At 62.0% G+C, this 26780-nt stretch carries 26 protein-coding genes; 15 read left to right on the top strand and 11 right to left on the bottom strand.

All coding sequences use genetic code 11. The annotated features are described in order from the left end of the window. Nucleotides 1-99: 99 nt before the first annotated feature. Complete coding sequence (locus AB5Y72_RS17750; protein WP_368199347.1) at nt 100-1323, bottom strand: Nramp family divalent metal transporter; 1224 nt, start codon at nt 1321-1323, stop codon at nt 100-102. 236 nt (nt 1324-1559) lie between these two features. Here AB5Y72_RS17750 and rpsF point away from each other — a divergent pair, with 236 nt between their 5' ends. The 4 genes from rpsF to AB5Y72_RS17730 all read left to right on the top strand — a co-directional run bounded on the left by rpsF (nt 1560) and on the right by AB5Y72_RS17730 (nt 3553). Further along, entirely contained in the window at nt 1560-1946 is a 387-nt protein-coding gene (gene rpsF / locus AB5Y72_RS17745) for a 30S ribosomal protein S6 (protein WP_005331771.1), read from the top strand. Nucleotides 1947-1978: 32 nt separating this feature from the next. Further along, nucleotides 1979-2209 carry a 30S ribosomal protein S18 gene (gene rpsR, locus AB5Y72_RS17740; RefSeq protein ID WP_005313392.1) on the top strand — a complete coding sequence of 77 codons (231 nt, stop codon included), beginning with the start codon at nt 1979-1981 and terminating at the stop codon, nt 2207-2209. Nucleotides 2210-2261: 52 nt separating this feature from the next. Further along, the gene (gene rplI / locus AB5Y72_RS17735; protein WP_042079265.1) at nt 2262-2708 is read left to right on the top strand and encodes a 50S ribosomal protein L9; all 447 of its coding nucleotides are present in this window, start codon (nt 2262-2264) and stop codon (nt 2706-2708) included. Between the two features lie 101 nt (nt 2709-2809). Next, entirely contained in the window at nt 2810-3553 is a 744-nt protein-coding gene (locus AB5Y72_RS17730) for a ferredoxin--NADP reductase (protein WP_325783214.1), read from the top strand. Nucleotides 3554-3565: 12 nt separating this feature from the next. Here AB5Y72_RS17730 and AB5Y72_RS17725 read toward each other — a convergent pair whose 3' ends face one another. From AB5Y72_RS17725 to AB5Y72_RS17715, 3 genes are all read right to left on the bottom strand, one after another. Continuing rightward, nucleotides 3566-3763 carry a hypothetical protein gene (locus tag AB5Y72_RS17725; protein ID WP_325783213.1) on the bottom strand — a complete coding sequence of 66 codons (198 nt, stop codon included), beginning with the start codon at nt 3761-3763 and terminating at the stop codon, nt 3566-3568. Between the two features lie 243 nt (nt 3764-4006). Continuing rightward, nucleotides 4007-4390 carry a hypothetical protein gene (locus tag AB5Y72_RS17720; RefSeq protein WP_042079263.1) on the bottom strand — a complete coding sequence of 128 codons (384 nt, stop codon included), beginning with the start codon at nt 4388-4390 and terminating at the stop codon, nt 4007-4009. A gap of 26 nt (nt 4391-4416) precedes the next feature. Continuing rightward, complete coding sequence (locus AB5Y72_RS17715; RefSeq protein ID WP_325783212.1) at nt 4417-4707, bottom strand: hypothetical protein; 291 nt, start codon at nt 4705-4707, stop codon at nt 4417-4419. A gap of 243 nt (nt 4708-4950) precedes the next feature. Between AB5Y72_RS17715 and AB5Y72_RS17710 the strand changes: the two genes are divergently transcribed. Beyond that, nucleotides 4951-5940, top strand: coding sequence for a Preprotein translocase subunit SecY (locus AB5Y72_RS17710; RefSeq protein WP_325783211.1), 990 nt, complete (start codon nt 4951-4953; stop codon nt 5938-5940). Nucleotides 5941-5982: 42 nt separating this feature from the next. On the opposite strand, the gene AB5Y72_RS17705 is transcribed toward AB5Y72_RS17710, so the two are convergent. Continuing rightward, on the bottom strand, nt 5983-6150 hold the full coding sequence (locus AB5Y72_RS17705; protein ID WP_164882625.1) for a hypothetical protein: 168 nt from the start codon (nt 6148-6150) through the stop codon (nt 5983-5985). Nucleotides 6151-6206: 56 nt separating this feature from the next. Between AB5Y72_RS17705 and AB5Y72_RS17700 the strand changes: the two genes are divergently transcribed. From AB5Y72_RS17700 to gshA, 4 genes are read left to right on the top strand one after another with little or no spacing between them, the layout of a single operon-like run. Then, nucleotides 6207-7184 carry an NADP-dependent oxidoreductase gene (locus tag AB5Y72_RS17700; RefSeq protein WP_325783210.1) on the top strand — a complete coding sequence of 326 codons (978 nt, stop codon included), beginning with the start codon at nt 6207-6209 and terminating at the stop codon, nt 7182-7184. Further along, nucleotides 7181-7618, top strand: coding sequence for a YqaA family protein (locus AB5Y72_RS17695; RefSeq protein ID WP_200164235.1), 438 nt, complete (start codon nt 7181-7183; stop codon nt 7616-7618). The genes AB5Y72_RS17700 and AB5Y72_RS17695 overlap by 4 nt, the downstream gene beginning before the upstream one ends. A gap of 27 nt (nt 7619-7645) precedes the next feature. After that, the gene (locus tag AB5Y72_RS17690) at nt 7646-10459 is read left to right on the top strand and encodes a pitrilysin family protein (protein ID WP_325783209.1); all 2814 of its coding nucleotides are present in this window, start codon (nt 7646-7648) and stop codon (nt 10457-10459) included. Nucleotides 10460-10517: 58 nt separating this feature from the next. Beyond that, the gene (gene gshA / locus AB5Y72_RS17685; protein WP_209793602.1) at nt 10518-12113 is read left to right on the top strand and encodes a glutamate--cysteine ligase; all 1596 of its coding nucleotides are present in this window, start codon (nt 10518-10520) and stop codon (nt 12111-12113) included. Nucleotides 12114-12231: 118 nt separating this feature from the next. On the opposite strand, the gene AB5Y72_RS17680 is transcribed toward gshA, so the two are convergent. Next, the gene (locus tag AB5Y72_RS17680) at nt 12232-13551 is read right to left on the bottom strand and encodes an anaerobic C4-dicarboxylate transporter (protein ID WP_042079256.1); all 1320 of its coding nucleotides are present in this window, start codon (nt 13549-13551) and stop codon (nt 12232-12234) included. Between the two features lie 128 nt (nt 13552-13679). Then, a complete protein-coding gene (aspA, locus tag AB5Y72_RS17675) occupies nt 13680-15122 on the bottom strand; it encodes an aspartate ammonia-lyase (protein ID WP_042079255.1) in 1443 nt (480 codons plus the stop codon). A 446-nt stretch (nt 15123-15568) separates the two neighbouring features. Between aspA and AB5Y72_RS17670 the strand changes: the two genes are divergently transcribed. Then, a complete protein-coding gene (locus AB5Y72_RS17670; RefSeq protein ID WP_143238095.1) occupies nt 15569-16045 on the top strand; it encodes an FxsA family protein in 477 nt (158 codons plus the stop codon). A 21-nt stretch (nt 16046-16066) separates the two neighbouring features. Here the strand turns inward: AB5Y72_RS17670 and AB5Y72_RS17665 are convergent, their stop codons facing one another. After that, entirely contained in the window at nt 16067-17401 is a 1335-nt protein-coding gene (locus AB5Y72_RS17665; RefSeq protein WP_325783265.1) for an MATE family efflux transporter, read from the bottom strand. Nucleotides 17402-17666: 265 nt separating this feature from the next. On the opposite strand from AB5Y72_RS17665, the gene AB5Y72_RS17660 reads away from it, so the two are divergent. The 5 genes from AB5Y72_RS17660 (at nt 17667) to AB5Y72_RS17640 (ending at nt 22435) form a co-directional block, all read left to right on the top strand. Further along, on the top strand, nt 17667-17960 hold the full coding sequence (locus AB5Y72_RS17660; protein ID WP_005309514.1) for a co-chaperone GroES: 294 nt from the start codon (nt 17667-17669) through the stop codon (nt 17958-17960). A 40-nt stretch (nt 17961-18000) separates the two neighbouring features. After that, a complete protein-coding gene (gene groL, locus AB5Y72_RS17655; protein ID WP_042079252.1) occupies nt 18001-19635 on the top strand; it encodes a chaperonin GroEL in 1635 nt (544 codons plus the stop codon). 98 nt (nt 19636-19733) lie between these two features. After that, nucleotides 19734-20231 (top strand): molybdopterin-binding oxidoreductase, encoded by a 498-nt coding sequence (locus AB5Y72_RS17650; RefSeq protein WP_216991650.1) that lies wholly within the window; start codon nt 19734-19736, stop codon nt 20229-20231. Nucleotides 20232-20256: 25 nt separating this feature from the next. Beyond that, entirely contained in the window at nt 20257-22188 is a 1932-nt protein-coding gene (locus tag AB5Y72_RS17645) for a putative bifunctional diguanylate cyclase/phosphodiesterase (RefSeq protein ID WP_368199342.1), read from the top strand. Nucleotides 22189-22246: 58 nt separating this feature from the next. Next, nucleotides 22247-22435 (top strand): hypothetical protein, encoded by a 189-nt coding sequence (locus AB5Y72_RS17640; RefSeq protein ID WP_042079250.1) that lies wholly within the window; start codon nt 22247-22249, stop codon nt 22433-22435. A gap of 86 nt (nt 22436-22521) precedes the next feature. Here the strand turns inward: AB5Y72_RS17640 and rluA are convergent, their stop codons facing one another. From rluA to AB5Y72_RS17625, 3 genes are all read right to left on the bottom strand, one after another. Further along, entirely contained in the window at nt 22522-23178 is a 657-nt protein-coding gene (rluA, locus tag AB5Y72_RS17635) for a bifunctional tRNA pseudouridine(32) synthase/23S rRNA pseudouridine(746) synthase RluA (protein WP_325783207.1), read from the bottom strand. A 313-nt stretch (nt 23179-23491) separates the two neighbouring features. Beyond that, entirely contained in the window at nt 23492-26359 is a 2868-nt protein-coding gene (gene rapA / locus AB5Y72_RS17630) for an RNA polymerase-associated protein RapA (protein ID WP_325783206.1), read from the bottom strand. Then, on the bottom strand, nt 26359-26780 hold a 422-nt coding region (locus AB5Y72_RS17625), incomplete at its 5' end, for a hypothetical protein (protein WP_368199340.1). The genes rapA and AB5Y72_RS17625, both read right to left, overlap by 1 nt.

Below are 26780 nucleotides of genomic sequence, written 5' to 3'. Positions count from 1 at the left end.
AACGAGAAAAGGGGAAGGAAAAGCGGCAGCATACGCGAAAGTACGAAGAGGCTCATCAACCAGGGTTAATGAGCCTCTCTGTTTTGTTGCGGCAGCTCGCTAGATCATGGCGACCAGCAGGTAGGCGTTGAGGCCGATCACCAGGGCGACGATGAGGCGGCCGGCGGCCTGGGTCACGGGGTGGTTGCGATGCGCCCCCATCAGGGCGCGATCGCCGGTCAGCATCAGCAGGGGAATGAGCGCGAGCGCGATGCCAAAGCTCAGAATGACCTGACTCAGCACCAGGATCTCCGTGGTGTTGAGGCCCATGGCGATCACCACGAAGGCGGGGGCCATGGTGATGACCCGGCGCAGCCAGAGCGGAATGGTGAAGCGCACGAAGCCCTGCATCACCACTTGCCCGGCGAGGGTGCCCACCACGGTGGAGGAGATGCCGGAGGCGACCAGGGAGAGGCCGAACAGGGTGGCGGCCCCCTGGCCGAGCAAGGGAGTCAGGGTCTGGTAGGCCGACTCCAGCTCGGCCACCTGTGAGTTGCCGGTGCCGTGGAAGGCGGCCGCGGCCATGGCCATCATGGCCAGGTTGACGAAACCGGCGATGGTCATGGCGATGGCCACATCCACCCGGGTGCCGTGCAGCCGCTGGGACACTGTGCCCTGATCCTGGGGGTGCTGGGTCAGCGCCGAGTGCAGGTAGATGACGTGAGGCATCACGGTCGCCCCCAGCACGCCGGCAGCCAGGTAGACAGCATCGCCGTTGGGCAGACCGGGGAAGAGGGCACCCTCCAGCAGGCTCGGCAGGTGAGGGCGGGAGAACACCAGCTCGACGAGGTAGGCCGCCGCCACGAACAGCAGCAGGCCGCCCACCGCTAATTCCAGTGGCTTCTGGCCGCGGGATTGCAGCATGAGGATGCCCCAGGTGAGCACGGCAGTGATGCAGGCGCCTTCCAGCAGGGTGACCCCCAGCAGCAGCTTGAAGCCCACCGCCGCGCCGATAAATTCGGCGAGATCCGTGGCCATGGCGATGACCTCCGCCTGTACCCAGTAGGCACAGACCGCCGGCTTGGGCAGCTTGTCCCGGATATGTTCCGCCAGATTCTTGCCGGTGACGATGCCGAGCTTGGCGGACAGGGTCTGTACCAGCATGGCCATCAGGTTGGCCCAGACCACCACCCACAGCAGCTGGTAGCCGAAGGTGGAGCCCGCCTGGATATTGGTGGCGAAGTTGCCCGGATCTATGTAGCCGATGGCGGCGATGAAGGCGGGGCCGAGCAGGCTCAGCTTGAATTTGCGGGCCGGGATGGCCGTGGTCAGCGCGGGTTGCATGTCGTCATCCTCCATGGGGATATGACGAGAGCATAGATCTAAATGATAATTGTTATCAATTGTTGTTTTGTATCAAGCCCATCGACAAAAACATCTGCTGACGCCGGTTGCAGTGGCAGGGGGGATTTCGTACAATACGCCGCCCTAGAAAGCAGCGTCAAAACACCACTATGTTCCTTGCCTCCGAGGTCTGGCTGCACCTGGGCAGAGGCTGAATTAATCCGTAAGGAGCTAAAATGCGTCATTACGAAATCGTCTTCATGGTTCATCCGGACCAGAGCGAGCAAGTACCTGGCATGATCGAGCGTTACACCGGCGCTATCACCACCGCTGGTGGCACCATCCATCGCCTGGAAGATTGGGGCCGTCGTCAGCTGGCTTACCCGATCGACAAGCTGCACAAGGCTCACTACGTTCTGATGAACGTTGAAGCCGAGCAGGCCGTTATCGATGAGCTGGAAACCAACTTCCGCTTCAACGATGCCGTTATCCGCAACATGATCATGCGCACCAAGCACGCCGTGACTGAAGTTTCTCCGATGGCCAAGGCCAAGGAAGAGCGCTTCACCCGTCGTGACGACGAGCGCCGCGAAGATGCTGTTGAAGCGTCTTCCGAAGAGTAATTCTTAAGATCATTCCATAGAGGATAAAGGCCATGGCACGTTATTTCCGTCGTCGTAAGTTCTGCCGCTTCACCGCCGAGAACGTTACCGAGATCGACTACAAAGATATCGTTACTCTGAAAAACTACGTCACTGAATCTGGCAAGATCGTACCGAGCCGTATCACCGGTACCCGCGCCAAGTATCAGCGTCAGCTGGCACGCGCCATCAAGCGTGCTCGTTACCTGGCTCTGCTGCCCTACACCGATCTGCACAACAAGTAAGAATCGGTCCGGCGCTTACGCCTAACTCAACGAAATTTATAGAGGAAAGGTAATGCAAGTTATCCTGCTCGATAAGATCGCCAAACTGGGCGGTCTGGGTGACCAAGTTTCCGTTAAAGCTGGTTATGCCCGTAACTACCTGATCCCGCAAGGCAAAGCTGTGATGGCCACCAAGGCCAACATCGAAGCCTTCGGTGCTCGTCGCGCCGAACTGGAAGCCAAGCTGGCTGCCAACAAGGCCGCTGCCGAAGAGCGCGCTGCCAAGCTGGCCGAACTGGCTGCCGTGGTCATCGCCTCCAAGTCTGGCGACGAAGGCAAGCTGTTCGGTTCCATCGGTACCCGTGACGTGGCTGAAGCCATCACTGCTGCCGGCGTAGCCGTTGCCAAGAGCGAAGTCCGCATGGGCAACGTTCTGCGTAACACCGGTGAGTACGAAGTTGTTGTTCAGCTGCACGCTGACGTCAAGGCAACCGTACAAATCCAGGTTGTTGCTCTGTAATAGCGTTTCGCTTTGCAGAAAAAACCCGCGCACATGCGCGGGTTTTTTATTTTCAGATCAAGGGGTAAATTGAAGGTCTGTTCCTCTGGAGGAGAACCTTTATGGCTGCCTGGGTTGAAGGTCGGGTCATCGAGCGCATCGAGTGGACGCCCACTCTGCTCTCCCTGCGCGTGGAGGCGGAGCTTGCCCCCTACAAGGCGGGACAATTCACCAAGCTGGCCCTGCAACGGGGCGAACAGCGGATCCAGCGGGCCTACTCCTTCGTCAATCCTCCCGGCACGCCCTATCACGAATTCTATCTGGTCGAGATCCCGAACGGGGAGCTGAGTCCCTCCCTCGGCGCCCTGCGGTCCGGGGATGCCGTTCTGGTGCAGTCCCAGGCCACAGGTTTTCTGACCCTGGACGAAGTCCCGCCAGGACGGGATCTCTGGCTGCTCTCCACCGGCACCGCCATCGGTCCCTTCCTCGCCATGCTGGCGGAGGGCGAGGCTTTCGAGCGTTTCGAGACGCTGGTGCTGGTACACGGGGTGCGCAGGGGGGAAGAGCTGACTTATCAGGCCCTGATTACCAGCCTGGTCGAGCAGTATGGCCCCCGTTTTCACTATGTGCCCTTCGTCAGTCGCGAACCCTGGCCCGGCGCCATGGCCGGGCGGATCCCGGCCGCCATCGCCGGCGGCCAGCTGCAGGCGCGGGTGGGGCTCGCATTTTCACCCGAACACAGTCAGGTGATGATCTGCGGCAACCCGGCCATGGTGAAGGAGACCCAGCAGACCCTGCTGGAGCTGGGGCTGGCCAAGAACCTGCGCCGGGCCCCCGGCAACATCAGCATGGAGAATTACTGGTAAGCAGGGGGGAGGCTAGCGGCCGTCATCGCGCCGCTTGCCGTCATCCGATGGCGCCTCGTCATGGGGGACACCAAGGCGCGGCCATCCCGATGCCTGCACCGTTTGAGAAGCCGCTGCCTGACGATCCGTGCCGTTGTGGTGGGTGGGGGCGTCGAACGCGGCGCCACTGTTGAGCAGTCGGGAGAGCAAGTGGGAAACGGGTTTGTGCATGGGGGCCTCGATGACAGCAGGGCGCTCATTTTATGGTCGCCAGGCTGAACGAGAACGGAACCCCGGCGCCATTTCACCGACCTGGCTGTGGTCTACGCACCGGACTCGATCCTGTGGCTGACAGCCTGGCTGCGAGGGGAAAGGCGACCCGGATTGCCAGGGTGAGGTGCCATGCTCTGCTCTCCATTGTGCATGCTCCCCACTTGGGCCGAGACAATTCAGGGGCCCCTGGCCCCTGAATTGTCACTTGTTCTTGCCCTTCCCGTTGCCGTTTCCTTTCTCCTTGCTCTTGGCGTTGTCATTGTCCCAGCCGCCCTTGTCGTGGCCCTTGCCCGGGTTGTTGCCACTGTGAATGCTGCGGTTGTAGTGGTCGCGGTATTTGCCATCCATGTTGTCGCAGTTGAGCTGGATGCGGCTGGTCCGGGTGCTGACATCCAGGCAGTTGTCCTGCCACCATTCGTACTCCTTGTCGTCCCAGTCCAGGCTGATCTGGCCCCGGTCGGTGGAGATCTGGATGTCGTCGCTGTGCTTGGAAGGGGGCGCGGCGAAGGCCACCCCCTGCACCAGGAGCAGGGGGAGCAGCAGGAGGCCGCGGTGAGTCATGGTATTGCGCTTGGGATGGGTCATGGCAAGGATGCTCCTGTCGTGGTGGATTATTGCTCTGGTTGCGTGCGGATCTGGTTGGTGCTGGGAGGCTGGTTGCGGTGCACCTCCTCCTCCGGCTCGATATCGATGCCCTTGCAGTCGGCGGACATGCCCTCACCGACCCCCAGATCGAGACAGTGGTTCTGTGACCAGTCAAATTGGGTGTCATTCCAGTCCAGATTGAAGGTGACTTCATCGACGGAGAAGATCTGCTCCCCCTCTTCCTGGGCCTCGGCGGTGGAGAGAGATGTGCCGGTAATCAGACAAAGAGAGAGCAGCAAAGCAGTCGTTCTGTTCATGATGGCCTCGAGTATGGCAATGGGAAACAGTGTAGTGCCGCGGGCTGAACCCGGGCATAACCGTGGATGTCCTTCAGGTCTGGGTGGATTGTAGTGTTTTTTTGCTGCCGATTTGCGCGTTTTGGTCGCACTCTGGGCAGCCGATCGCCCATCTGCAGGAATTCGGGGGATGCCCCTTCTCTCCGATGCCCCGGTGACTATAATCGGCAGCCAACTTTTCCTGCACATCACGCCCTCTTCATCATGACCACACAGGCTTTCGCCACATTGCGCTATCCCAAAGGGTGGTTCGCCCTGACCACGGTGTACAGTTTTACCGGGCTGGCCATCCTGGCGTCCATCGTCTTCTCCCTGCTGCTGTTTCTCTCCATCGACGAGAATCCCCTGATGAAGTGGCTGTTTGGCGGGCTCGCCATCATCTTCGAGCTGGGCAAGTTCTACGTCTGGTATGAATACGGGGAGTGCAAGGCACGCCGCGATCTGGCTGGCGCCTTCTGGTCGTTGCTGTTCTACGGCGTGCTGGCCGCCATCTCCATCGGCGGCAGCATAGGCGGCATCAACAGCGCCACCAATACCATCCTCAATCAGCAGGCACGCCATGAGCGGGAAATCGCCCGCTTCGACGAGCAGATCGCCAGCATAGAACGGCAGATCCAGCTCAACGAGGAGGCGGCCCGCAAGTACATCGAGATGGCGCGCATCTCCAGCGGCGTCAGCGGCCTGCAGCAGGCCAACACCAAGCTGAGGCTGCGCCAGGACGAGCTGCGTCAGGAGCGGGACGCCAAGCCCCTGGGGGAGCAGTCCTCCATGCTGGGGTTGATGAGCAGCCTGGCGGAGGGGGTGGGGATGAGCATCGGCCAGGTGCAGTTCCTGCTGGTCTGCTTCCTCTCCGTGCTGCTCGATGCGTTTGGCGCCTATTTCGTCAGCCTGATCGGTGAGGAGAACCGCTTTCGCCGCAGTTGGCAGCGGCAGAGGGAGCAGGCCGAGAGCGAGCGGGTCCAGCCAGCCCCGGCGCCCGCGGTAGCGAGCAGGCCAGAACCCGAGCCTGCGGTAGTGGCTCAGGTGCGCAGCGCACTGGAGCGCGGCGAGCTCAAGTGCAGCAAGCGCGGGGTGGCGGAGGCATTGTCACTGTCGCTGGAGGAGGTAGACCGGGTGTTCCAGCATCTGCTGGCCCAGGGGGTACTGGGGCAGGGCAGCAACCGCCACTACCATCTCAGCGCACAGGGGAATTGATCTTCAGGCCACCTCTGGGTGGCCTTTTTGTTGCCGGCAGCGTCAATGGGTGAGCACCATCATCAGGCTGAGGAAGGCGGCGATCCCGCCACCTATGCCGATGATCCAGTAAAACCCCTTGGCCCCCTGCTTGAGCGGGATGCGGAAGTAGAGCAGAAACGCCCACCACCCCAGGGCCAGCAACAGAGGAATAAGAAACATTCGAGCCATGGTGTCCTCGCTGTTATTCTGTTGACCCTTGATCAATCAACAGGATGGATTGTGCAATGACGCAGCTACAGATTACCGCATTCGGTGACCCCTCGGTACTTCGGCTCAACCCTTCCCAGGACAAGGTGCCCGCAGAGGGGGAGGTTCGGGTGCGCATCTGCTTTGCGGGGGTCAACCCCATCGATGCCAAGACCCGGGCCGGCCTCGGCTGGGCGGCGGCCCAGAACAAGGACAAGCTGCCCTGGACGCCGGGCTACGACGTGGCCGGGTTGGTGGAGAAGATAGGCCCCAATGTCACCTCGCTGGCCGAGGGGGACAGGGTATGCGGCATGGTGGGTTTCCCGCTCTCGGCTGGCGGCTATGGCGAAACCGTGGTGGTGGCCGAGGGAGAGCTGGTCAGGCTCGACGGTATCGGCCTCAGACAGGGGGCGGCGCTGCCGCTGGCGGGGTTGACCGCCTGGCAGGGGCTGTTCGAGCACGGAGCCCTCGAGGCCGGGCAGCGGGTGCTGATCCTGGCCGCGGCTGGCGGGGTGGGCCACCTGGCGGTGCAGTTTGCCAGCGCCTATGGCGCCGAGGTGGTGGTCACGGCGAGTCGCGACAACCACAGCTTCCTGCACGGGCTGGGGGCGAGCCAGATGGTGGACTATCACGACGCCGACTGGCCTGCCCAGATCCTGGCTGAGGGCGGCCCGGTGGATCTGGTGCTGGATCTGGTGGGGGGCGAGAGCGGCAAGGCGGCGCTTGCCTGCGTCAGGCCCGGTGGCCGGCTGGTGACTGTCCCCACCATCACTGCCCAGCAGATCAAGGAGGCGGGGGCCGCGCTGGGGGTCGAGGTGCTCGGCATGCTGGTGCACCCCGATCACAAGCAGCTGACCCAGATGCTGATGCTGCTGCGCCAGGGGGAGGTGCAGATCACCGTCTCCGGCGAATTCCCCCTGGCGGAAGGCGCCCTGGCCCACAGGGCCATCGAGGGCGGTCATGTGCGGGGCAAGCTGCTGCTGCGCATGCCCGCCGCCGATGGCCAGCCTGGATGAACGGCATCGCCGAGATGGGGCTCGGCTGGTTGTTTCTGAGCGCCTTCACCTCCGCCACCCTGCTGCCCGGCAGCTCCGAGGTGCTGCTGGGGGCCATGGCGACCCGGGGGGAGTGGAGCATGGCCAGCCTGTTGCTCTGGGCGACGCTCGGCAATACCCTGGGCTCCATGACCACCTGGTGGCTCGGCCGGCTCGCCACGCACAAGAAAAAACCGGAAGATTTTCAAGGCCGTGGGGAACAAAAGGCGCTCGCCTGGCTCAAACTCCATGGCCACTGGTGTCTGCTGCTCGCCTGGACGCCCGTGGTCGGCGATGGTCTCTGCCTGCTGGCCGGCTGGCTGCGCCTCTCCTTCTGGCGCTCCCTCATCTTGATCGGGCTCGGCAAATTGCTTCGTTATGCCCTGGTGTTTCTGCTGGCCAGTCAGGTCTTCTAGCCCTTTTTTGTCACTCACGAGGTAAGCGTGAACAAACTCATTCCATTAAGCCTTCTCCTGGGCTTCACCCTGCCCGCACTGGCGGCCCCGACCCTGGTGTCCGAGCAGGTCAGGCAGGAGGGCAGGCTCGGCATTCCCTACCAGATGTACAGGCTGGACAACGGCCTGACCGTGATCCTGGCGCCCGACCGCTCCGATCCCGTGGTGCACCTCGACGTGACCTATCACGTGGGGTCGTCCCGGGAGACGGTGGGCAAGTCCGGCTTCGCCCACTTCTTCGAACACATGATGTTCCAGGGCTCCAAGCATGTCGGCGATCAGGAGCACATGCGGATCATCAACGAGGCGGGTGGCGATATGAACGGCACCACCAACAAGGACAGGACCAACTATTTCGAAACCGTGCCGGCCAACCAGCTGGAGAAGGTGCTCTGGCTGGAGGCGGATCGCATGGGCTTCCTGCTCGACGCGGTGAGCCAGAAGAAGTTCGAGATCCAGCGTGCCACCGTCAAGAACGAGCGGGCCCAGCGCATCGACAACCAGCCCTATGGCCTGGTCGGAGAGAAGGTGGGGGAGGCGCTCTATCCGCGCACCCATCCCTACTCCTGGCAGCCCATCGGCTATGTGGAGGATCTCGACCGGGTCGACGTGAACGACCTCAAGCAGTTCTTCCTGCGCTGGTACGGGCCGAACAATGCCACCCTGACCCTGGGCGGCGACTTCGACAGCAAGCAGGCGCTGGCCTGGATTGAGCAATACTTCGGCCCCATCCCGCGCGGGCCGGACGTGGCCGAGCCGACCCCTGAGCCGGTGACCCTGCCCGAGACCCGCTATGTGACGCTGGAGGACAAGGTCCACCTGCCGCTGCTCTATGTCAGCTACCCCACAGTGTCGCTTGGCGACCCCCGGGAGCCGGCGCTGGACATCTTTGCCGACGTGCTCGGCGGCTCCGCCAGCTCCATGCTCTACCAGGCCCTGGTCAAGACCGGCAAGGCCGTCGAGGTCGGTGCCTCCCACTCCTGCGAGGAGCTGGCCTGTACCCTGGCGATCTACGCCTACCCCAATCCGGCGGTGGACGGCAGCCTCAAGACCCTCAAGGGGGAAGTGGACAAGGTGATCGGCGACTTTGCCCAACGTGGCATCAAGCCGGCGGATCTGGAGAAGGCCATCAGCAGCTATCGCGCCGCCGCCATCTGGGGGCTCGCCAGCATAGAGGGCAAGGTGAGCCAGCTCGCCATGGGCCAGGTGCTGGCCCGGGATCCCGACTATGTGTTCAAGAACCTGGATGCCATCGGCGCGGTCAAGGCGTCGGACGTCAAGGCCGCCTACGACCAGTTCATCGCGAACAAGCCTGCCGTGGTGCTGAGCGTGGTGCCCAAGGGCAAGGTGGACTGGCAGGCGGGCACACCGAACTTCACCCCCGCCGAGCGGGAGCTGCCGGACTACAGCAAGCACGGGGAGGTACTGGCCGAGCGACCTGTGAAAGACAACTTCGATCGCAGCGTGCAGCCCAAGTCCGGTGAGGCGGTCAGCGTCAAGGTGCCGGCCATCTGGCACGGCAAGCTGGACAAGGGCATCGAGATCATCGGCACCCACAGCGACGAGATCCCCGCGGTCTCTATCATGATCGCCCTGCCGGGCGGCATCCGTGCCGAGGGCAAGGGAGAGCTGGGGCTCGCCAGCCTCACCGCCGCCATGCTGGAGCAGGGCACGGTGCGCCTCTCCGAGGCCGAGCTCAGCGACGAGCTGCAAAAACTCGGTGCCAGCATCAGCGTCTCCACCGCCCAGTACAACAACCTGATCACCATCAGTAGCCTGACCGACAAGCTGCCCCAGACCCTGGGCCTGGTGCGCGAGGTGTTGATGCGCCCCGGTCTGCGGGAGGCGGACTTCGAGCGGCTCAAGGCGCAGATGCTGCAAGGGATGAAGCAGAACGAGCAGCAGCCCGAGTGGCTGGCGGGTCAGGCGTTCCGTCAGCTGGTGTATGGCAAGGACAATCGCCTCGGCCAGCCCACCGACGGGGTGCTCACCGACGTGGAGAAGCTGACCCTGGCGGACGTGAAACGCTTCTACCAGGACTACTACAACCCGACCAATGCCAAGGTGGTGGTGGTGGGTGACGTGACCCAGACACAAGTGGAGGATCAGCTCGGCTTCCTGACCCAGTGGAAGGGCGCCGCCCCGACCCTGGGGGATCTCAAGCCCAGGGGGGATCAGGCCAAGCCGGGCATCTACCTGGTGGACAAGCCGGGGGCGCCCCAGTCGGTGATCCGCATCGGTCGGCGCGCCATGGCGTTCGACACCACGGGAGACTACTTCGTCGCCAACCTGATGAACTTCAACCTGGGGGGCAACTTCAACAGCCGCATCAACCTCAACCTGCGGGAAGACAAGGGCTACACCTATGGCGCCAGCTCGGGCTTCCAGGCCAACCGCGAGGCGGGCGTGTTCGCCACCGGCGCCAATGTGCGGGCCGATGCGACCGTGGACGCCATCCGCCAGTTCCTCAAGGAGATGGACGGCTACCGGGCGAGCGGGCCGACCCCGGTGGAGCTGGCCTACATGCGCAGCGCCGTCTCCCAGCAGGATGCCCTCTCCTACGAGACCCTGGGACAGAAGGCGGGCTTCCTGCTGCAGATGATCATGTACGACCTGAAGCCGGACTATGTGCAGGCCCAGAGCAATCTGATCAAGACGGTGTCGTCCGAGACGCTCAAGGCGAGCGCGGCCCGCTGGCTCGACCCGACCGACATGGTGATTGTGGTGGTGGGAGACAAGCAAAAGCTTGAAAAACCCCTGAGCGAGCTTCATCTTCCCATCTATCCACTGCAACTGCCCTGAGGGGCGCTGCAAAAATGAGTGCCGCCCCAGGTGGGGCGGCCATACATGAGCCGTGAATATGACCACTACTAGCTTGTCGCTCACCGAGTTGCTGGCTGCGCTGGGAACCCCGGAGCGCGTGACCGCCCTCAAGGGGATCCGGCGCGGGATCGAGCGTGAATGTCTGCGCATCACCCCGCAAGGGACCCTGGCCCAGACCGATCACCCCAGAAGCCTGGGGTCGGCCTTGACCCATGCCAACATCACCACCGACTACGCCGAGAGCCTGCTGGAGTTCATCACCCCGGCCACCGACTCCATCGAGAGCCTGATCGAGCAGCTCGGCGACATCCATCGCCACACCATTCACCACCTGGGGGAGGAGCGGATCTGGCCCCTCTCCATGCCCTGCTTCGTCGGCGACGAGGAGAGCATCCGCCTGGCCCAGTACGGCAGCTCCAACATAGGCCGGATGAAGACCCTGTACCGTCAGGGGCTGAAGAACCGCTACGGCAGCCTGATGCAGGTGATCGCCGGGGTGCACTTCAACTTCTCCATGCCGGACAGCTTCTGGTGCGAGTGGCAGGATCTGGTGTGCGAGGGCTGCTGCAGCCAGCGTTTCATCTCCGACAAATACATGGGGCTGATTCGCAACGTCTACCGCTTCGGCTGGCTGGTGCCCTATCTGTTTGGCGCCTCCCCGGCCATCTGCGACTCCTTCCTCAAGGGGCGCAAGAGCGACCTGCCGTTCCAGAAGACCGGCAAGGGCACCCTCTACCTGCCCTATGCCACGGCGCTGCGGCTGTCCGATCTCGGCTACACCAACAGCGCCCAGGCGGGGCTCAAGATCAGCCACGACAACCTGCCGGCCTATGTCAGCAGCCTGCGCCGCGCCATCAACACCCATGACCCCGAGTTTGCCAAGATCGGCGTCAAGGTGAACGGCGAGTACCGCCAGCTCAACGACAACGTGCTGCAGCTGGAAAACGAGCTGTACGCCCCGATCCGGCCCAAGCGCACCCCACGCAGCGGCGAGAAGCCGTCGGATGCGCTGGAGCAGCGCGGCATCGAATACATAGAGCTGCGCACCGTGGACGTGAACCCCTTCACCCCGTTCGGCATCGAGGTGGATCAGATCCGCTTCTTCGATCTCTTCCTGGTCTGGTGCCTGCTGCGCCCGTCCCCCGTGCTGGGCGACGAGGAAATCGCCCGCAATCGCCGCAACCAGAACAAGGTGGTGCTGGAGGGGCGCCGTCCCGGCCTAACGCTTGAAGACGAGCAGGGCAACCCCATCGGCCTCAAGGAGTACGGCCTCAAGCTGTTCGACGAGCTGGGCCAGGTGGCCGAGCTGCTGGATCGCTGCTGCGGTCGCAACCGCTACCGCGAGACGCTGGCCATGCACCGCGAGAAGCTGCTCGACCCCGAGCTGACCTACTCCGCCCGCCTGCTCAAGCAGTTGCTGGAAAGCGGTCAGGACAACGGCTGCTTCGGCGACGAGCTGGCGAGCCGCTACCGGGAAGAGATGCTGGCCGGCGAACTGCAGTACTGGGACCAGGCCTACTTCGCCGGCGAGGCGCGGGAGTCGCTGGCCAAGCAGCGGGAGCGTGAGCGCAGCGACAGCCTGTCGTTCGACGATTTCCTGGCCGACTATTTCGGTACCCGGCAGACCACCTGAGGATCCACCCCCGTTGACGCGAGCCGCTCCCTTGAGCGGCTTTTTCATGGGCCATTCGCGGCAATCGGACATAAAAAAACGGCCCCGAAGGGCCGTTTTGCATGGGGCGTTTCCTCGGTCAGAGGATGAGGCCGCCGAAGAAGAAGCCGAGCGCCACTGCCATGGCGATGGTGGCCACACCCGGGATGAAGAAGGGGTGGTTGAACACGGCCTTGCCGATGCGGGTAGAGCCGGTGTCGTCCATCTCGACCGCGGCCAGCAGGGTCGGGTAGGTCGGCAGCACGAACAGGGCGCTCACGGCGGCGAAGGAGGCGATGGCGGCCAGCGGGCTGACGCCGAGCGCCAGGGCGGCGGGCATCAGCGCCTTGGTGGTGGCACCCTGGGAGTAGAGCAGCATGGAGGAGAAGAACAGCACCACGGCCAGCAGCCAGCTGTACTGGCTCAGCAGATCGCCGGCGAAGGCCTGGATCTCGACCATGTTGCCCTTCACGAAGACGTTGCCGAGCCAGGCCACGCCCAGCACGCAGATACAGGCGGACATGCCGGACTTGAAGGTGGGCATGTTGGTGATCTGGGCGGCGTCCAGCTTGCAGAACAGCACCATCAGGGTGGCGGCGGCGAGCATGATGCCCATGATGGCGCCGTCACGGGGGATGGGCGGGCTGGTGATCAGGCCCACGTTGCCGGAGATGGCGGTGGCATAGGCCATCACGGCCACGATGGCGGCGACGAAGATGCCGACGGAGAGCTTGGCATAGGGCTTGATTTCAATCTGGCTGGTACCGCGCAGCTTGATCAGACCCTTGGCCTTGCGCTCCAGATAGACCTCGTCCTGCTCCAGCGGCTTGCCCAGCAGGTTGGCGATGAAGGCCCCCAGCAGACAGGCGATGAAGCTGGACGGGATGCAGATGGCCAGCAGGGTCAGGTAATCCACCCCGAGCGGCTCCAGCATGCCGGAGAAGGCGACCACGGCCGCCGAGATGGGGGAGGCGGTGATGGCGATCTGGGAGGCGACGACCGCGATGGAGAGCGGACGGGAGGGGCGAATGCCCTGCTCCTTGGCCACCTCGGCGATCACCGGCAGGGTGGAGAAGGCGGTGTGACCTGTACCGGCCAGCATGGTCATCAGGTAGGTGACGACCGGGGCGGCGAAGGTGATGTGCTTGGGATTCTTACGCAGAGCCTTCTCGGCCAGGTGCACCAGATAGTCCATCCCGCCGGCCAGCTGCATGCAGGCGATGGCGCAGATGACGGACGCGATGATCATGATCACGTCCCAGGGCACATAGGTCACCAGCTGATCACTCGGGATGGGCATGCCCAGCCCCCAGGTCAGCACCAATACCCCCAGACCACCGGCGAAGCCGATGCCTATGCTGCCTATCCGGGCCCCCAGATAGATAGCGGCGAGCACCACAAGTAACTCGATTCCAATCATAGCGAACACTCCATTTTCCAGTTTTTTTAGGTTTTATTGGGCTGAAAAGCCAATTCCCGATGGGGCTTGCAGGAGGCCGCTCGGGAATTGACTCTATGGGCCGGGATGACCCCGGCCCATCTGCTCGCTTATACGGTGGCTTCGCGGGTGTAACGCTTGGCCTTGTATTGCGGGTTCATCAGGTTCTCGATGGAGAGGATCTCGTCCAGCTGTTCGGCGGTCAGCAGGCCGCGTTCCAGCACGACTTCGCGGACGTTCTTGCCGGTCTGGGCGCAGATCTTGCCGACGATGTCCCCTTCATGGTGGCCGATGAAGGGGTTCAGGTAGGTCACGATGCCGATGGAGTTCAGCACGTGGTTCATGCAGATTTCCGGGTTGGCGGTGATCCCTTCCACGCACTTCTCGCGCAGGGAGATACAGGCTTTTTCCATCAGGCTCAGGGATTCGAACATGGCCTGACCAATGACCGGCTCCATGACGTTCAGCTGCAGCTGACCGGCTTCGGCGGCGAAGGTGATGGTGACGTCGTTGCCGAATACCTTGAAGCAGGACTGGTTGACCACTTCCGGAATGACCGGGTTGACCTTGGCCGGCATGATGGAGGAACCGGCCTGCATTTCCGGCAGGTTGATCTCTTTGAGCGCGGTGCGCGGACCGGAGGAGAGCAGACGCAGGTCGTTACAGATCTTGGAGAGCTTCATGGCCATGCGCTTGATGGCGCCGTGCAGCATCACATAGGCGCCGCAGTCGGAGGTCGCCTCGATCAGATCCTCGGCCGGGACGTAGGCACGACCGGTGATCTCGGCCAGGCGCTTGATGGCCAGGGCGGAGTACTCGGGCGGGGTGTTCAGACCGGTACCGATGGCGGTGGCGCCCAGGTTCACTTCCAGCAGCAGCTCCTGGCAGCGCTTGATGGACTTGATCTCCTCGCGCAGGGTGACGGCGAAGGCGTGGAACTCCTGGCCCAGGGTCATGGGCACGGCGTCCTGCAGCTGGGTGCGGCCCATCTTCAGGATGCTCTTGAACTCCTTGGCCTTGACGTCGAAGGCGGCGATCAGCGCTTCCAGAGCGTGCAGGGTGGTGTCTGTGCTGTTGACCACGGCCACGCGGAAACCAGTGGGGTAAGCATCGTTGGTGGACTGGCACTTGTTGACGTGATCGTTCGGGTTGATGACGTCGTAGCGGCCCTTCTCCAGCCCCATCAGCTCGAGGGCGATGTTGGCAAGCACCTCGTTGGTGTTCATGTTGACGGAGGTGCCGGCGCCGCCCTGGTAGACGTCGACCGGGAACTGGTCGAAGCATTTGCCGGTGTTCAGCATCAGGTCGCAGGCTTCGATGATCTTGTCGGCGATCTCGGGACGAATGGTCCCCAGCTCACCGTTGGCCAGCGCAGCGGCCTTCTTGGTCAGGACCATGCCACGGACGAATTCGGGAACGTCAGAAATCTTCTGAGTGCTGATCTTGAAGTTCTCGACGGCGCGCAGGGTGTGCACTCCGTAATAGAGGTCGTTGGAAACTTCTTTGGTGCCCAGCAGGTCTTCTTCAATGCGGACGTTCTTGATGTCACTCATTGTAATGCCTCAGAAATCAGATAAATGGAAACGATCCTCACCGAGTGGTCGCGATTTCCCTACGCACATTTCATCCTGAAGCACCACACATCGGGTGGGGCAGTTGGGAGCCCGTGCTCCCTGTGCAATGACTGGTGTTGATCTTACCTCAATCGGGGTATCTGGTATTAGACCTGGATCACTAAATTTGAGGCGACCCCAAATTTCTTGTGGTCATTAAACAGATATTGCAATCGAGCGATTAACTGTGACAGAACAATCATTTCGATCCCAGTTGGCAAGGCAAATATTTTTCCGGATCCCGGGCGGTGAGGCGGGACGGGCTTGAAAAATGGCCAGATGTCCCCACTTTGATGTCAGGAGACCCGTTCCGCTGCCCCCACAGGAGCCCTGCTCCGCCGACGGCATCCCGTTCGGGGCCATTCATTCATTGCACTGAGGTTGCTATGGGCAAGTTGTTACTGTTGTTGGTTGGCCTGGTATTGCTGGAGCTCACCGTGATGATCGAGGTGGGGTCCGTGATCGGCGCCTTGCCGACCGTGGGCTTGCTGGTGCTGACCGCAGTGCTGGGCTCCTCCCTGGTGCGCAGCGAGGGGATCAAGACCCTGTTCAGCGCCCAGCAGAAGATGCAGCAGGGGGAGATGCCGGGCCGCGAGGTGATGGGCGGCATGATGCTGGCGCTGGCCGGCCTCTTGCTGATCATCCCGGGCTTCGTGACCGACTTCTTCGGCATACTGCTGTTGCAGCCCTGGCTGCGCAACCGCCTGGCCGACAAGCTGATCGGCAGCAACCAGTTCAGGATGCAGATGGGGGGCTTCCAGACCCGCCAGCAGCCGTTCGAGCCGGTGCCAGGGGATGACAGACCCGGACAGCCCCCGCGCGGCGGCAACACCATCGAAGGGGAGTTCGAGCGCAAGGAGTAAGCCTCCCTCCACAGCGTCACCTCAGGGCGCCCCCTGATGACACAGTCGCTCGAACCGGCGGTGGGCATAGCCCCAGGCCAACAGGCCCGCCGCCAGGTTCGCCAGCAGTATCCCCAGATAGATCCCCTGTTCTCCCCCCAGCCTTGCCCCCAGCCAGGCCCCTGGCAGCAGGAAGCCAAACAGCCTGATGCCGTTGATCAGCAGTGACACAGTGGAGGCCCTGACCCCGTTGAGCGCCGAGGCCAGCAGCATCACCATGCCCTGAAAACCGTAGCCGATGGGTACCAGATGCAGATAGAGCACGATGAGGCGCACGACTTGCGGATGATCGCTGAACAGCTCGGCGATGGTGGGGGCCAGCAGCCAGACGAGGCCGTAGACTCCGAGCTGGAACAGCAGGGCGAAGCGCATGCAGAGTAGCAGGGCCGCCTTGGCACGGGCCGGATTGCCCGCCCCGCAGTTCTGCGAGACGAAGGGGGCCAGCACGGAGGAGAGCGCCATCATCACGATCAGCAGCAGGGCCTCGACCCGGGATGCCGCGCCGTAGGCGGCCACCACCTCGGTGCCCAGGCCGGCGAAGATCACCATCAGCACGGCGTTGGCCAGGGGATTGAGCATGTTGGTGAAGGAGGCCGGCACCGCCACGTGCAGCAGGGCCCGCCAGTGGGCCAGCAGTTGAGGGCGGGGGGAGAGGCGCCAGGTCAGCAGCTTCTCCCGCTTGCGCAGCAGATGGAGGCTGACCAGCATGGCCATCAACCAGGAGAGGGAGGTGGCGATGGCGGCCCCCCGTATGCCCCATTCGGGGAAAGGGCCGGGCCCGAAAATGAGCAGGGGATCCAGCACGCCGTTGACCAGGCCGGCCACCCCCATCACCAGGCTGGGGGTCTTGGTGTCCCCCGTGGTCCGGAGGGCGGCATTGCCGACCATGGGCACGACCAGCAGGGGGACGGTCAGGTACCAGATCAGCATGTAGTCGTGGATGAGGGAGATGAGCTCGGCACTGGCCCCCAGCAGGCTGAACAGCGGGGTAATGGTCAGCGCCCCCAGCAGGGCGAGCAGGGTCACCAGCACGACGGCGAGGAACAGGCAGTCTGTGGTGATGCGGGCCGCCTCGTCGTGGCGGCCCTGGCCCAGGGCATGGCCGAGCAGGGCGCACAGGCCCGCCCCCAGCCCCATGGTCAGGGAGGTGACCACGAAGGTAACCGGGAAGGTGAAGCTGATGGCGGCGAGCGCTTGGGTGCCCAGCATGCCGATGAAGAAGGTATCGACCAGGTTGAAGGCGAGGATGGCAACGATGCCGAGGATCATGGGGCCCGTCATGCGCAGCAGCACTGGCGTCATGGGGGCGATCAGCATGGGATTGGGTCGGCTCAAGGCAATGTCTCTATGTGCTTTGGGCCTGAATGCTGGCCGTGTCCATCCGCCTTCCTGATTGGGGGTGGGTGATCAATCTGATTGGGGGTGGGTGATCAATCAAAGGCGTTCATAGTACGTGAAAATATTTTTTTTGTATTTGCCCTTGAAGGGCTAACCAGATTGCCCCAGATCAGGGGCATAACAAATTTGGCCGACTGCGGCCATTCCTCAAGCAACACAGAGACTCATTTTGGGAGAGTTATCGATGAAAATTCGTCCACTGCACGACCGCGTCATCATCAAGCGCATCGAAGCTGAAGCCAAATCCGCTGGCGGTATCGTCTTGACTGGCACTGCGGCCCAGAAGTCCACCCGTGGTGAAGTTCTTGCCGTGGGGACTGGTCGAATTCTGGACAATGGGGATGTCAAGGCCCTCGCCGTCAAGGTGGGTGACAAGGTGATCTTCAACGAAGGCTACGGCGTGAAGACCGAGAAGCTGGATGGCCAGGACGTGCTGATCCTGTCCGAGACCGACATCCTGGCGATTGTCGAAGAGTAATCACTCCCCTTTTCCCGAATTGATTTAAGGATTGAAGAACATGGCAGCTAAAGAAGTTAAGTTTGGCAACGAAGCCCGCATCAAGATGCTGGAAGGCGTGAACATCCTGGCCGATGCCGTCAAGGTGACCCTGGGCCCGAAAGGCCGCAACGTGGTACTGGACAAGTCCTTCGGCGCCCCGACAATCACCAAGGATGGCGTCTCCGTTGCCCGCGAAATCGAACTGGAAGACAAGTTCCAGAACATGGGCGCCCAGATGGTCAAGGAAGTCGCTTCCAAGGCCAACGATGCCGCCGGTGATGGTACCACTACCGCCACCGTACTGGCTCAGGCCATCGTCAACGAAGGCCTGAAGGCCGTTGCCGCCGGCATGAACCCCATGGATCTGAAGCGCGGCATCGACAAGGCCGTGACCGCCGCCGTCGCCGAGCTGCAGGCGCTGTCCACCCCTTGTGCCGACAACAACGCCATCGCCCAGGTCGGGACCATCTCCGCCAACTCCGACGAGAAGGTGGGCGCCCTGATCGCCGAAGCCATGGACAAGGTCGGCCGTGACGGCGTCATCACCGTCGAAGATGGCCAGGGTCTGGAAGATGAGCTGGCAGTCGTTGAAGGCATGCAGTTCGACCGCGGCTACCTCTCCCCCTACTTCGTCAACAAGCCGGAAACCGGTGCCGTCGAGCTGGATGACCCCTTCATCCTGCTGGTGGACAAGAAGGTCTCCAACATCCGCGAAATGCTGCCGGTGCTGGAAGGCGTGGCCAAGGCGGGCAAACCGCTGATCATCGTGGCCGAAGACGTGGAAGGCGAAGCGCTGGCGACCCTGGTGGTCAACACCATGCGTGGCATCGTGAAAGTGGCCGCCGTCAAGGCACCGGGCTTTGGCGATCGTCGCAAGGCCATGCTGCAGGATATCGCCATCCTGACCGGCGGTACCGTGATCTCCGAAGAAGTGGGCATGGAGCTGGAAAAAGCGACCCTGGAAGACCTGGGCCGTGCCAAGCGCATCGTCATCACCAAAGAGAACACCACCATCATCGATGGCGTGGGTGATGCCGCCCTGATCGAGAGCCGCGTGGCCCAGATCCGTCAGCAGATCGAAGAGACCTCTTCCGACTACGATCGCGAGAAGCTGCAAGAGCGCGTGGCCAAGCTGGCCGGCGGTGTTGCCGTGATCAAGGTGGGTGCCGCCACCGAAGTCGAGATGAAAGAGAAGAAAGCCCGTGTCGACGATGCCCTGCACGCGACCCGTGCCGCCGTTGAAGAGGGTGTGGTTGCCGGTGGTGGTGTGGCGCTGGTGCGCGTTGCCGCCAAGCTGGCCTCCCTGCGCGGTGACAACGAAGACCAGAACGTGGGTATCAAGGTCGCCCTGCGCGCCATGGAAGCCCCGCTGCGTCAGATCGTCATCAACGCCGGTGAGGAAGCCTCCGTCATCGCCAATGCCGTGAAGAACGGCGAAGGCAACTTCGGCTACAACGCCTACACCGAACAGTATGGCGACATGCTGGCCATGGGTATCCTGGATCCGACCAAGGTCACCCGTTCCGCCCTGCAGTTCGCCTCTTCCGTGGCCGGCCTGATGATCACCACAGAGTGCATGATCTCCGAGCTGCCGAAGAAAGATGCCCCTGCCATGCCTGATATGGGTGGCATGGGTGGCATGGGTATGATGTAATCCTGCCTGCCATAGTTATCAAACGGCTCGCTTTTGCGGGCCGTTTTTTTTAGTGCTACTAAGCTGAAGTTATCGATAGTGAAATGATTGAGGTGAACATGCGATATTTAGGTCTGTTGCCGTTACTCTTCGCCCTTGTCGTGCCTGGCGTGACCCTGGCCGCCCCGCAGGGGCCGGTGATCCTCAAGGTGACGGGGAACCTGGATCCCTCCAACCCGGCGGATGGGGAGGTGCTGTTCGACATGGCGATGATCCAGGCGCTGCCACAGCACGAGATAGTGACGAGCAATCCCTGGGTGGACAAGCCGCACAAGTACGTGGGGCCCAGGTTGGCGGATGTATTGACGGCCGTGAAGGCCAATGGCAAGAGCATCACGCTCACCGCCCTGAACAGTTTCCAGATACGGATCAACTGGGATAAGGTCAGGCAATACGATCCCATCCTGGCCTGGCAGGACGACGGGGTGACCATGCGGGTACGTGACAAGGGGCCACTCTGGTTTATCCTGCCACTGGATCAGCATCCCGAACTCAAGCGTTCCGAGTTCACAGACATGATGATCTGGCAACTGAGTGCGATCGATATTCAGCAGTAGAGACGGTGGTTTACGGGAGTCATGGGTGAAAGCGAAGACCAGGGCCTGGCCCTTACTCGGCGTTCTTTATCTATCCATTCTGTTGTTCACGGGTAGCACTCTGTATTGCCTGGTGCAGATACAGAATGCGACCCGGGTGATGGAAAAGTACACCTATGACGTCTCCTGGGCCCTGATGCAGCTGCAGCTGGAGCTGGGCCGATTTCTCAATGCCGTCGAGATTTACCACTATGGCGGACTCGATCACGAGTCCCTGCTGCTGCGCTATGACATCCTGTGGAGCCGAACTCCCATTCTGCTGGGCGGGCAACTGCGCAAGAGCCTGGGGGACAATCCGAAGACGCTGCGGCTGGTGCAGCTGACCGAGAGCAGCATCCGCAAGCTGGAGCCTGAGCTGACCAGGTTGAAGCCGGGGACGCCGGACTACCAGCAGATCATGATGACCCTTGCGCCCTTGCAGGAGCCGCTCTCCTACTCTCTTGCCTCCATGATGCAGAAGAACATCAACGTCTATTCGGGCAACGACAAGCGCTTTGGCCAGCTGCGCGATGCGTTGTTGTTCATGGTGCTGGGCCTGGTGATCTCCGTCATTCTGCTCAGCGGTCTGCTGGTGCGGGAGGCGAGGCGCCATTTCCGGACGGCCCGGGTCGACGCACTGACCGGATTGCCGAATCGGCTGGCCCTGCTGGAGAAGATGGAATCCTATGTCACCCGCGATACCTCCTTCGGTCTGGTGCTGGTCGATATCAACGATTTTCGGGACATCAACAGCAAGTTCGGCTACAACACCGGCGACATCCTGCTGCAAGAGCTGGCGAAGCGGCTGCGAGCCCTGTGCGAGAACGGCGAGTGGGTGGCGCGTCTCGGGGGCGATCAGCTTGCCATGCTGCAACGGGAGGGAAGCGATCTGCGCCAGGTCAGGGAGCTCGTGGCCAGAGTGCTCCACTCCATCAAGCAAGACATCATCATCGACAACTATCCCTTCCGGCTGGAGGTGGGCATAGGCATCGCCTTCTTCCCCACGGACAGCAACCAGACCCAGGAGCTGCTGAGCCGGGCGGAGCAGGCCCTGTCCCACAGTCGCAAGACCCATGTCCCCTACGTCATTTACGACAGCTCGCTGCTCAACGAGACGGCCAGACGCAAGCACCTGGCCTCCGATATGGTGATGGCGCTCGAGCACAATGCCCTCGAGCTCTATTACCAGCCTATCGTCAATCTGGAGAGCGGACGCTGCGAGGCCGTCGAGGCGCTGCTGCGCTGGCGCCACCCCGAACTGGGCTTCATCCCCCCCAACGAGGTGATCCAGGTGGCGGAGGAGTTCCAACTGGCCGAGAAGCTGGGGAGCTGGATCCTGAAAACGGCGTGCGAGCAGCTCCATCAGTGGCAGCACTTGGGGCTGGTGGATCTGCAGATGTGCGTCAACATCTCTCCCGGCATGTACCAGCGCAACCTGCTGAAGCTGGTGGCCCGGGCCCTGATGGAACACCACATCCCCGCCGCCAGCCTGGTGCTGGAGGTGACGGAAGACACCACCATGCGCGAGGTGAAGAACTCCCTGCAGTTGATGCAGGACCTCAGCCAGCAGGGGGTGCACTTGGCGCTGGACGACTTCGGAACTGGCTACTCCTCCCTCAGCTACCTGCAGAAGCTGCCGGTGAGCAAGGTGAAGATAGACAGATCCTTCATCCAGGGCATCGATACCTCCATCGAGGCGGCCGAGTTGGTGGCCAACATCTGCCGGATGGGCTCCATGCTGGGCAAGAAGCTGGTGTGTGAAGGGATCGAGACCCAGGGTCAGCTCGACGTGCTGCGCTCCCTGACCGACATCCACCTGTACGGCCAAGGTTATCTGTTCAGCCGCCCGGAGCATGCTGAAAAGGCCTATCAGACCTTGCTGGAGATGGAGGAGCGCTGGCTGGCCCGGCGCTCGCCGGACAAGGCATATCTGCGCTGAGCGATATGGCTCATGTCTCACCGGGCCCGGCCGATAGTCTCTTGGCAGGAGGTACACAATGGATATTTCTAGCTCTGCAAATGCGTCGTTCGGTTCTGCTCTGATGGTGGCCAGCCTGGCCAAGAAGCAGCAGACCCAGGAGGGCGAATCCGCACTGAAACTGCTGGAAACGGCAGCGCAATCCGCACCGGCAGTGCCGACATCGGCCAGCGCTTCCCTCGGAAGCAGGATCGACATTCGCGTCTGATCTGAACGAAAAAGCCCCCATCTCTCGATGGGGGCTTTCTTTTTTTATTGGGCTTTACCAGACGATTTCCCTGAGTCGGTCGATGTTCAGACCGGGAAGGGAGCCGGCGCCTCGAAGGTCATCCGCTCGCCGCTGCGGGGGTGGCTGATGGTCAGACTGGCCGCATGGAGATAGAGATGGGGGGCCGCCGCCAGTGCATCCGGGTGGGCGTAGAGGTTGTCCCCCAGGATGGGGTGACCCAGTTCCAGCATGTGCACCCGCAGCTGATGGGAGCGACCGGTAATCGGGGTCAGCTTGATCAGGCTGTTGCCGCTCTCCACCTTCAGCTTCTGCCACAGAGTCAGGGCATGACGCCCCTCCTCGAAGTCCACCTTCTGTTTCGGCCGGTTGGGCCAGTCGACGCAAAGCGGCAGATCCACTTCACCCGAATCCGGCTCCGGCTCGCCCCACACCCAGGCGAGGTAGTGCTTCTCGGTTTCCCGCTCGCGGAATTGCCGGCTCAGCTCACGGTGGGAGTTGGGGTTGAGGGGGATCACCAGCACGCCTGTGGTCGCCATATCGAGACGATGGGCTGCCGCCGCCTTGGGGTGCTGCTGCTTGACCCGATGCAGGACGCTGTCTTCATTCTCGGGGCCGCGCCCGGGGACGCTCAGCAGGCCGGTGGGCTTGTTGACCACCATGATGTCCTTGTCCTTGAACAGGATATCGAGCCAGGGTTCCAGGGGCGGTGAGTATTCAAACATAGCGTCTCGCATCTTTGGTCAAAGCGGGGGCAAGCCCCCATCAGTTATGGGTAACCACGATAATAAAGTGCATGGCATCCAACTCGCGTTGGGTCTGGTCGTTATCAACCAGACGATGCCTTAACAGTTTTATCAGTTATGGGTAACCACGATAAAAAGTGCATGGCATCCAACTCGCGTTGGGTCTGGTCGTTATCAACCAGACGATGCCTTCACAGTTTTATCAGTTATGGGTAACCACGATAAAAGTGCATGGCATCCAGCTTGAGTTGGATCTAGTCGTTAGCAACCAGATGATGCCAGCACCGTTTTATCAGTTATGGGTAACCACGATAAAGCGGATGGCATCCAGCTTGAGCTGGGTCTGGTCGATCAGGTGGTGCAATTCTGCCTGCAGATTGCGCAGATAATCCAGCTCGCTGTCGCGCACATTCGGATTGACCGCCTTGAGCGCCTCCAGACGATCGAGATCCTGCTGCAGGGTCTGCGTCATCTGGGCACGGGCCTTGTCGACAATCCCGGCCTTCAGCCCTTCGGCAATAGCCTGACCCTGGCCGATGAGGCCGTGGATCACCGGCTGGGATGCGGTGACTAGCTTGCTGCCGAGGTGACGATTGACCGGCGTCAACTGGCGGTTGAAGGCATCGAAAGCCACCTTGTCGCCCAGGTTGTTGCCGCTCTTGTCCATCAGCAGCCGGATCGGGGTCGGCGGCATGAAGCGGTAAAGCTGGGGATGAGCCGCGGACTCGGCGACGAAGATGAGCTCCAGCAGGATGGAACCGACCGGCAGCGCCTTGTTCTTGAGCAGGGCCACCGAGGTGGCACCGATCTCGGATCCCAGGATGAGGTCGATACCGCCGCGCATCATGGGGTGATCCCAGGAGAGCAGCGCCATGTCGTCCCGCGACAGGGCGGTGGGGCGATCGAAGGTGATGGTCATGCCGTCCTGGGGCAGCCCCGGGAAGCTCGGTACCAGCATGTGATCCCCCGGTGTCAGCACCAGGGCATTCTCGCCGCGATCGTCCTGGTTGACGCCGATCTCGTCGAACATCTTGAGGGCGAAGGAGATCATGGCGGTGTCGTCGTCTTCGGCAGCGAGCTTCTCGACCAGTTGCTGGGCGGCGGTTCCTCCGCAGGAGTGGATCTCCAGCAGGCGATCGCGACCCTGTTCCAGCCTGGCCTTGAGCGGCTCGTGTAGCTCGCGGGTGCGGGTCAGCAGCGCTTCGAGGGGCGCTTGATCGCCGGTGTTGGCGGCCAGCAGCTCGAACAGCTCGTCACGCACTGCCTCGAATACCGGGCGGGCGGTCGGGCAGGTCTGCTCGAACGCATCCAGACCGTCGTGATACCAGAGCAGCAGGGCGCGCTGGGAGGTGCCCTCCAGATAGGGGACGTGGATCTCGACGGTGTTCTGCTGACCGATGCGATCCAGACGACCGATGCGCTGTTCCAGCAGATCCGGGTTGAGGGGCAGATCGAACAGCACCAGGTGGCTGGCAAACTGGAAGTTGCGACCCTCGGAACCGATCTCGGAGCAGAGCAGCACCTGGGCTCCACCTTCCTGCTGGGCAAAATAGGCGGAGGCCTTGTCCCGCTCGAGGATGGACATCCCTTCGTGGAACACGGCGGCGCGGATCCCCTCGCGGGTACGCAGCGCCTCTTCCAGGGCGATGGCGGTGGCAGCCTCGGAGCAGATCACCAGCACCTTCTGCTGACGGGCGCCGAGCAGCAGCTCCAGCAGCCAGTCGACGCGCGGGTCGAACTGGGTCCAGCTGGCGTTGTCACCTTCGAACTGCTGGAAGATCTTCTCGGGATAGAGGTAGCGCAGGGCGCGGGTCTGCAGATCACCGCCATTACCACCCATCATGCCCATCACCTTGATGGCGGTCTTGTACTGCTCCGGCAGCGGCATGGGGTAGACGTTGAGATGGCGCTCGGGGAAACCCTGGATGTTGGCTCGGCTGTTGCGAAACAGCACCCGGCCGGTGCCGTGTTGATCCAGCAGCTTGGCGACCGCCTGTTGGCGGGCGGCGGCATCGCTCAGATCCAGTCCTTCCAGCTGGCTGGCGAGGATCTGTCTGGCTTCATCGCTCAGCGTCTCGCCATCCAGCAATTCTTGGGCGGCGCTCGCGACCTGACCATAGGCCTGCTCCTCGGCGAGGAAGGCGTCGTAGTCGTAGAAGCGCTCCGGGTCGAGCAGGCGCAGACGGGCGAAGTGGCTCTGGTGGCCCAGCTGATCCGGGGTGGCGGTGAGCAGCAGCACGCCAGGCACCTGTTCGGCCAGCGCCTCCACCATCTCGTAGGCACGGCTCGGCGCCTCCTCGCTCCACTCCAGATGGTGCGCCTCGTCGACGACCAGCAGATCCCACTCGGCTTCCAGCACCTGCTCGAAGCGACGGCGCTTCTTGCGCAGGAAGTCGAGGCTGCAGATCACCAGCTGTTCGGTCTCGAAGGGATTCTCCGCATCGGCGAACGCCTCGATGCAGCGCTCCTCGTCAAACAGGGAGAAGTGCAGGTTGAAGCGGCGCAGCATCTCGACCAGCCACTGATGCTGCAGCGTTTCGGGCAGTAGGATCAGCACCCGATGGGCGCGGCCGGAGAGCAGCTGCTGATGGATGATCATGCCCGCTTCTATGGTCTTGCCCAGGCCCACCTCATCGGCCAGCAGCACGCGCGGGGCGTAGCGGTGACCCACTTCGTGAGCGATATAGAGCTGGTGCGGGATCAGGCTGACTTTACCGCCCGCCAGGCCGCGAGTCGGGTTGCGACGACGCTGGTGCTGGTTGACCAGCGCCTCATAACGCAGGGTGAAACGGGACATGCGGTCGATTTGACCGGCGAACAGACGATCCTGCGGCTTGTTGAACTTGATGAAGTTGTTGAGAAACACTTCCTTGAGGACGACAGGCTCATCGGTGTCGGTGCGCGTGCCGACATATATAAGCAGGCCGTCTTTCTCCTGCACTTCTTCGACCGTCATGGTCCAGTCTTCGTGACTGGCTATCTGATCGCCCACATTGAAGCTGACCCGGGTCACCGGCGCCTCTTCTTTGGCATACATGCGGTTTTCACCGGTAGCCGGAAACAACAGGGTAACCATGCGTCCTTCAACAGCAACGACTGTTCCCAAACCCAGATCCGTCTCTGTATCACTGATCCAACGCTGGCCAAGTGCAAAAGGCATTAAACTCTCCAAAGCCCAAGAGTGTGGTAATCGCAAAGGGGCGCTATGTTACCCGAAGGCGGAAGCCCGATCATCATGGTTATGGCGTTCTGAAAAGCCAATTCGATACAACCTTGATCCGTCGACATCACGTATCCCCCTATAAATATAAAACGCGAGCGAATGGCACCCTTATTGGCTGCCAATACAGCACATTGCTGCATTAGTGAGCGAACGAACCGTGGGTGCCATCTTTTTGCAATAATCCCCTTGCCAGAACAAATCCGCTCCCTATAATGCGCCTCCATCGACACGGCAAACGGCAACGCAAACAACCCGGTCGATGACCTCGAAAAGCCTGTGAAAATAAGGCTTGACTCGAGAAGGCGGTTGAGTAGAATGCCACTCCCGCAGCAGCCAAAAGCTGCGTCGCTCTTTAACA

Origin of the sequence: Aeromonas sp. R7-4, assembly GCF_040908055.1 — a bacterium.
GTDB lineage: Bacteria > Pseudomonadota > Gammaproteobacteria > Enterobacterales > Aeromonadaceae > Aeromonas > Aeromonas sanarellii.
Note: the sequence above shows the minus strand (reverse complement) of the source record. Positions and strands in the feature narration are given on the sequence as shown.

Coding starts and splice junctions, on each gene's coding strand:
- AB5Y72_RS17700 (WP_325783210.1), top strand. CDS start 6,207: ATGACGCAGCTACAGATTACCGCATTCGGTGACCCCTCGGTACTTCGG.
- AB5Y72_RS17670 (WP_143238095.1), top strand. CDS start 15,569: ATGGGCAAGTTGTTACTGTTGTTGGTTGGCCTGGTATTGCTGGAGCTC.
- AB5Y72_RS17725 (WP_325783213.1), bottom strand. CDS start 3,763: ATGCACAAACCCGTTTCCCACTTGCTCTCCCGACTGCTCAACAGTGGC.
- rapA (WP_325783206.1), bottom strand. CDS start 26,359: ATGCCTTTTGCACTTGGCCAGCGTTGGATCAGTGATACAGAGACGGAT.
- AB5Y72_RS17695 (WP_200164235.1), top strand. CDS start 7,181: ATGAACGGCATCGCCGAGATGGGGCTCGGCTGGTTGTTTCTGAGCGCC.
- AB5Y72_RS17720 (WP_042079263.1), bottom strand. CDS start 4,390: ATGACCCATCCCAAGCGCAATACCATGACTCACCGCGGCCTCCTGCTG.
- AB5Y72_RS17710 (WP_325783211.1), top strand. CDS start 4,951: ATGACCACACAGGCTTTCGCCACATTGCGCTATCCCAAAGGGTGGTTC.
- AB5Y72_RS17730 (WP_325783214.1), top strand. CDS start 2,810: ATGGCTGCCTGGGTTGAAGGTCGGGTCATCGAGCGCATCGAGTGGACG.
- AB5Y72_RS17680 (WP_042079256.1), bottom strand. CDS start 13,551: ATGATTGGAATCGAGTTACTTGTGGTGCTCGCCGCTATCTATCTGGGG.
- rluA (WP_325783207.1), bottom strand. CDS start 23,178: ATGTTTGAATACTCACCGCCCCTGGAACCCTGGCTCGATATCCTGTTC.
- rpsF (WP_005331771.1), top strand. CDS start 1,560: ATGCGTCATTACGAAATCGTCTTCATGGTTCATCCGGACCAGAGCGAG.
- gshA (WP_209793602.1), top strand. CDS start 10,518: ATGACCACTACTAGCTTGTCGCTCACCGAGTTGCTGGCTGCGCTGGGA.
- AB5Y72_RS17665 (WP_325783265.1), bottom strand. CDS start 17,401: ATGCTGATCGCCCCCATGACGCCAGTGCTGCTGCGCATGACGGGCCCC.
- aspA (WP_042079255.1), bottom strand. CDS start 15,122: ATGAGTGACATCAAGAACGTCCGCATTGAAGAAGACCTGCTGGGCACC.
- rpsR (WP_005313392.1), top strand. CDS start 1,979: ATGGCACGTTATTTCCGTCGTCGTAAGTTCTGCCGCTTCACCGCCGAG.
- AB5Y72_RS17750 (WP_368199347.1), bottom strand. CDS start 1,323: ATGCAACCCGCGCTGACCACGGCCATCCCGGCCCGCAAATTCAAGCTG.
- AB5Y72_RS17650 (WP_216991650.1), top strand. CDS start 19,734: ATGCGATATTTAGGTCTGTTGCCGTTACTCTTCGCCCTTGTCGTGCCT.
- AB5Y72_RS17715 (WP_325783212.1), bottom strand. CDS start 4,707: ATGAACAGAACGACTGCTTTGCTGCTCTCTCTTTGTCTGATTACCGGC.
- AB5Y72_RS17705 (WP_164882625.1), bottom strand. CDS start 6,150: ATGGCTCGAATGTTTCTTATTCCTCTGTTGCTGGCCCTGGGGTGGTGG.
- AB5Y72_RS17640 (WP_042079250.1), top strand. CDS start 22,247: ATGGATATTTCTAGCTCTGCAAATGCGTCGTTCGGTTCTGCTCTGATG.
- groL (WP_042079252.1), top strand. CDS start 18,001: ATGGCAGCTAAAGAAGTTAAGTTTGGCAACGAAGCCCGCATCAAGATG.
- rplI (WP_042079265.1), top strand. CDS start 2,262: ATGCAAGTTATCCTGCTCGATAAGATCGCCAAACTGGGCGGTCTGGGT.
- AB5Y72_RS17660 (WP_005309514.1), top strand. CDS start 17,667: ATGAAAATTCGTCCACTGCACGACCGCGTCATCATCAAGCGCATCGAA.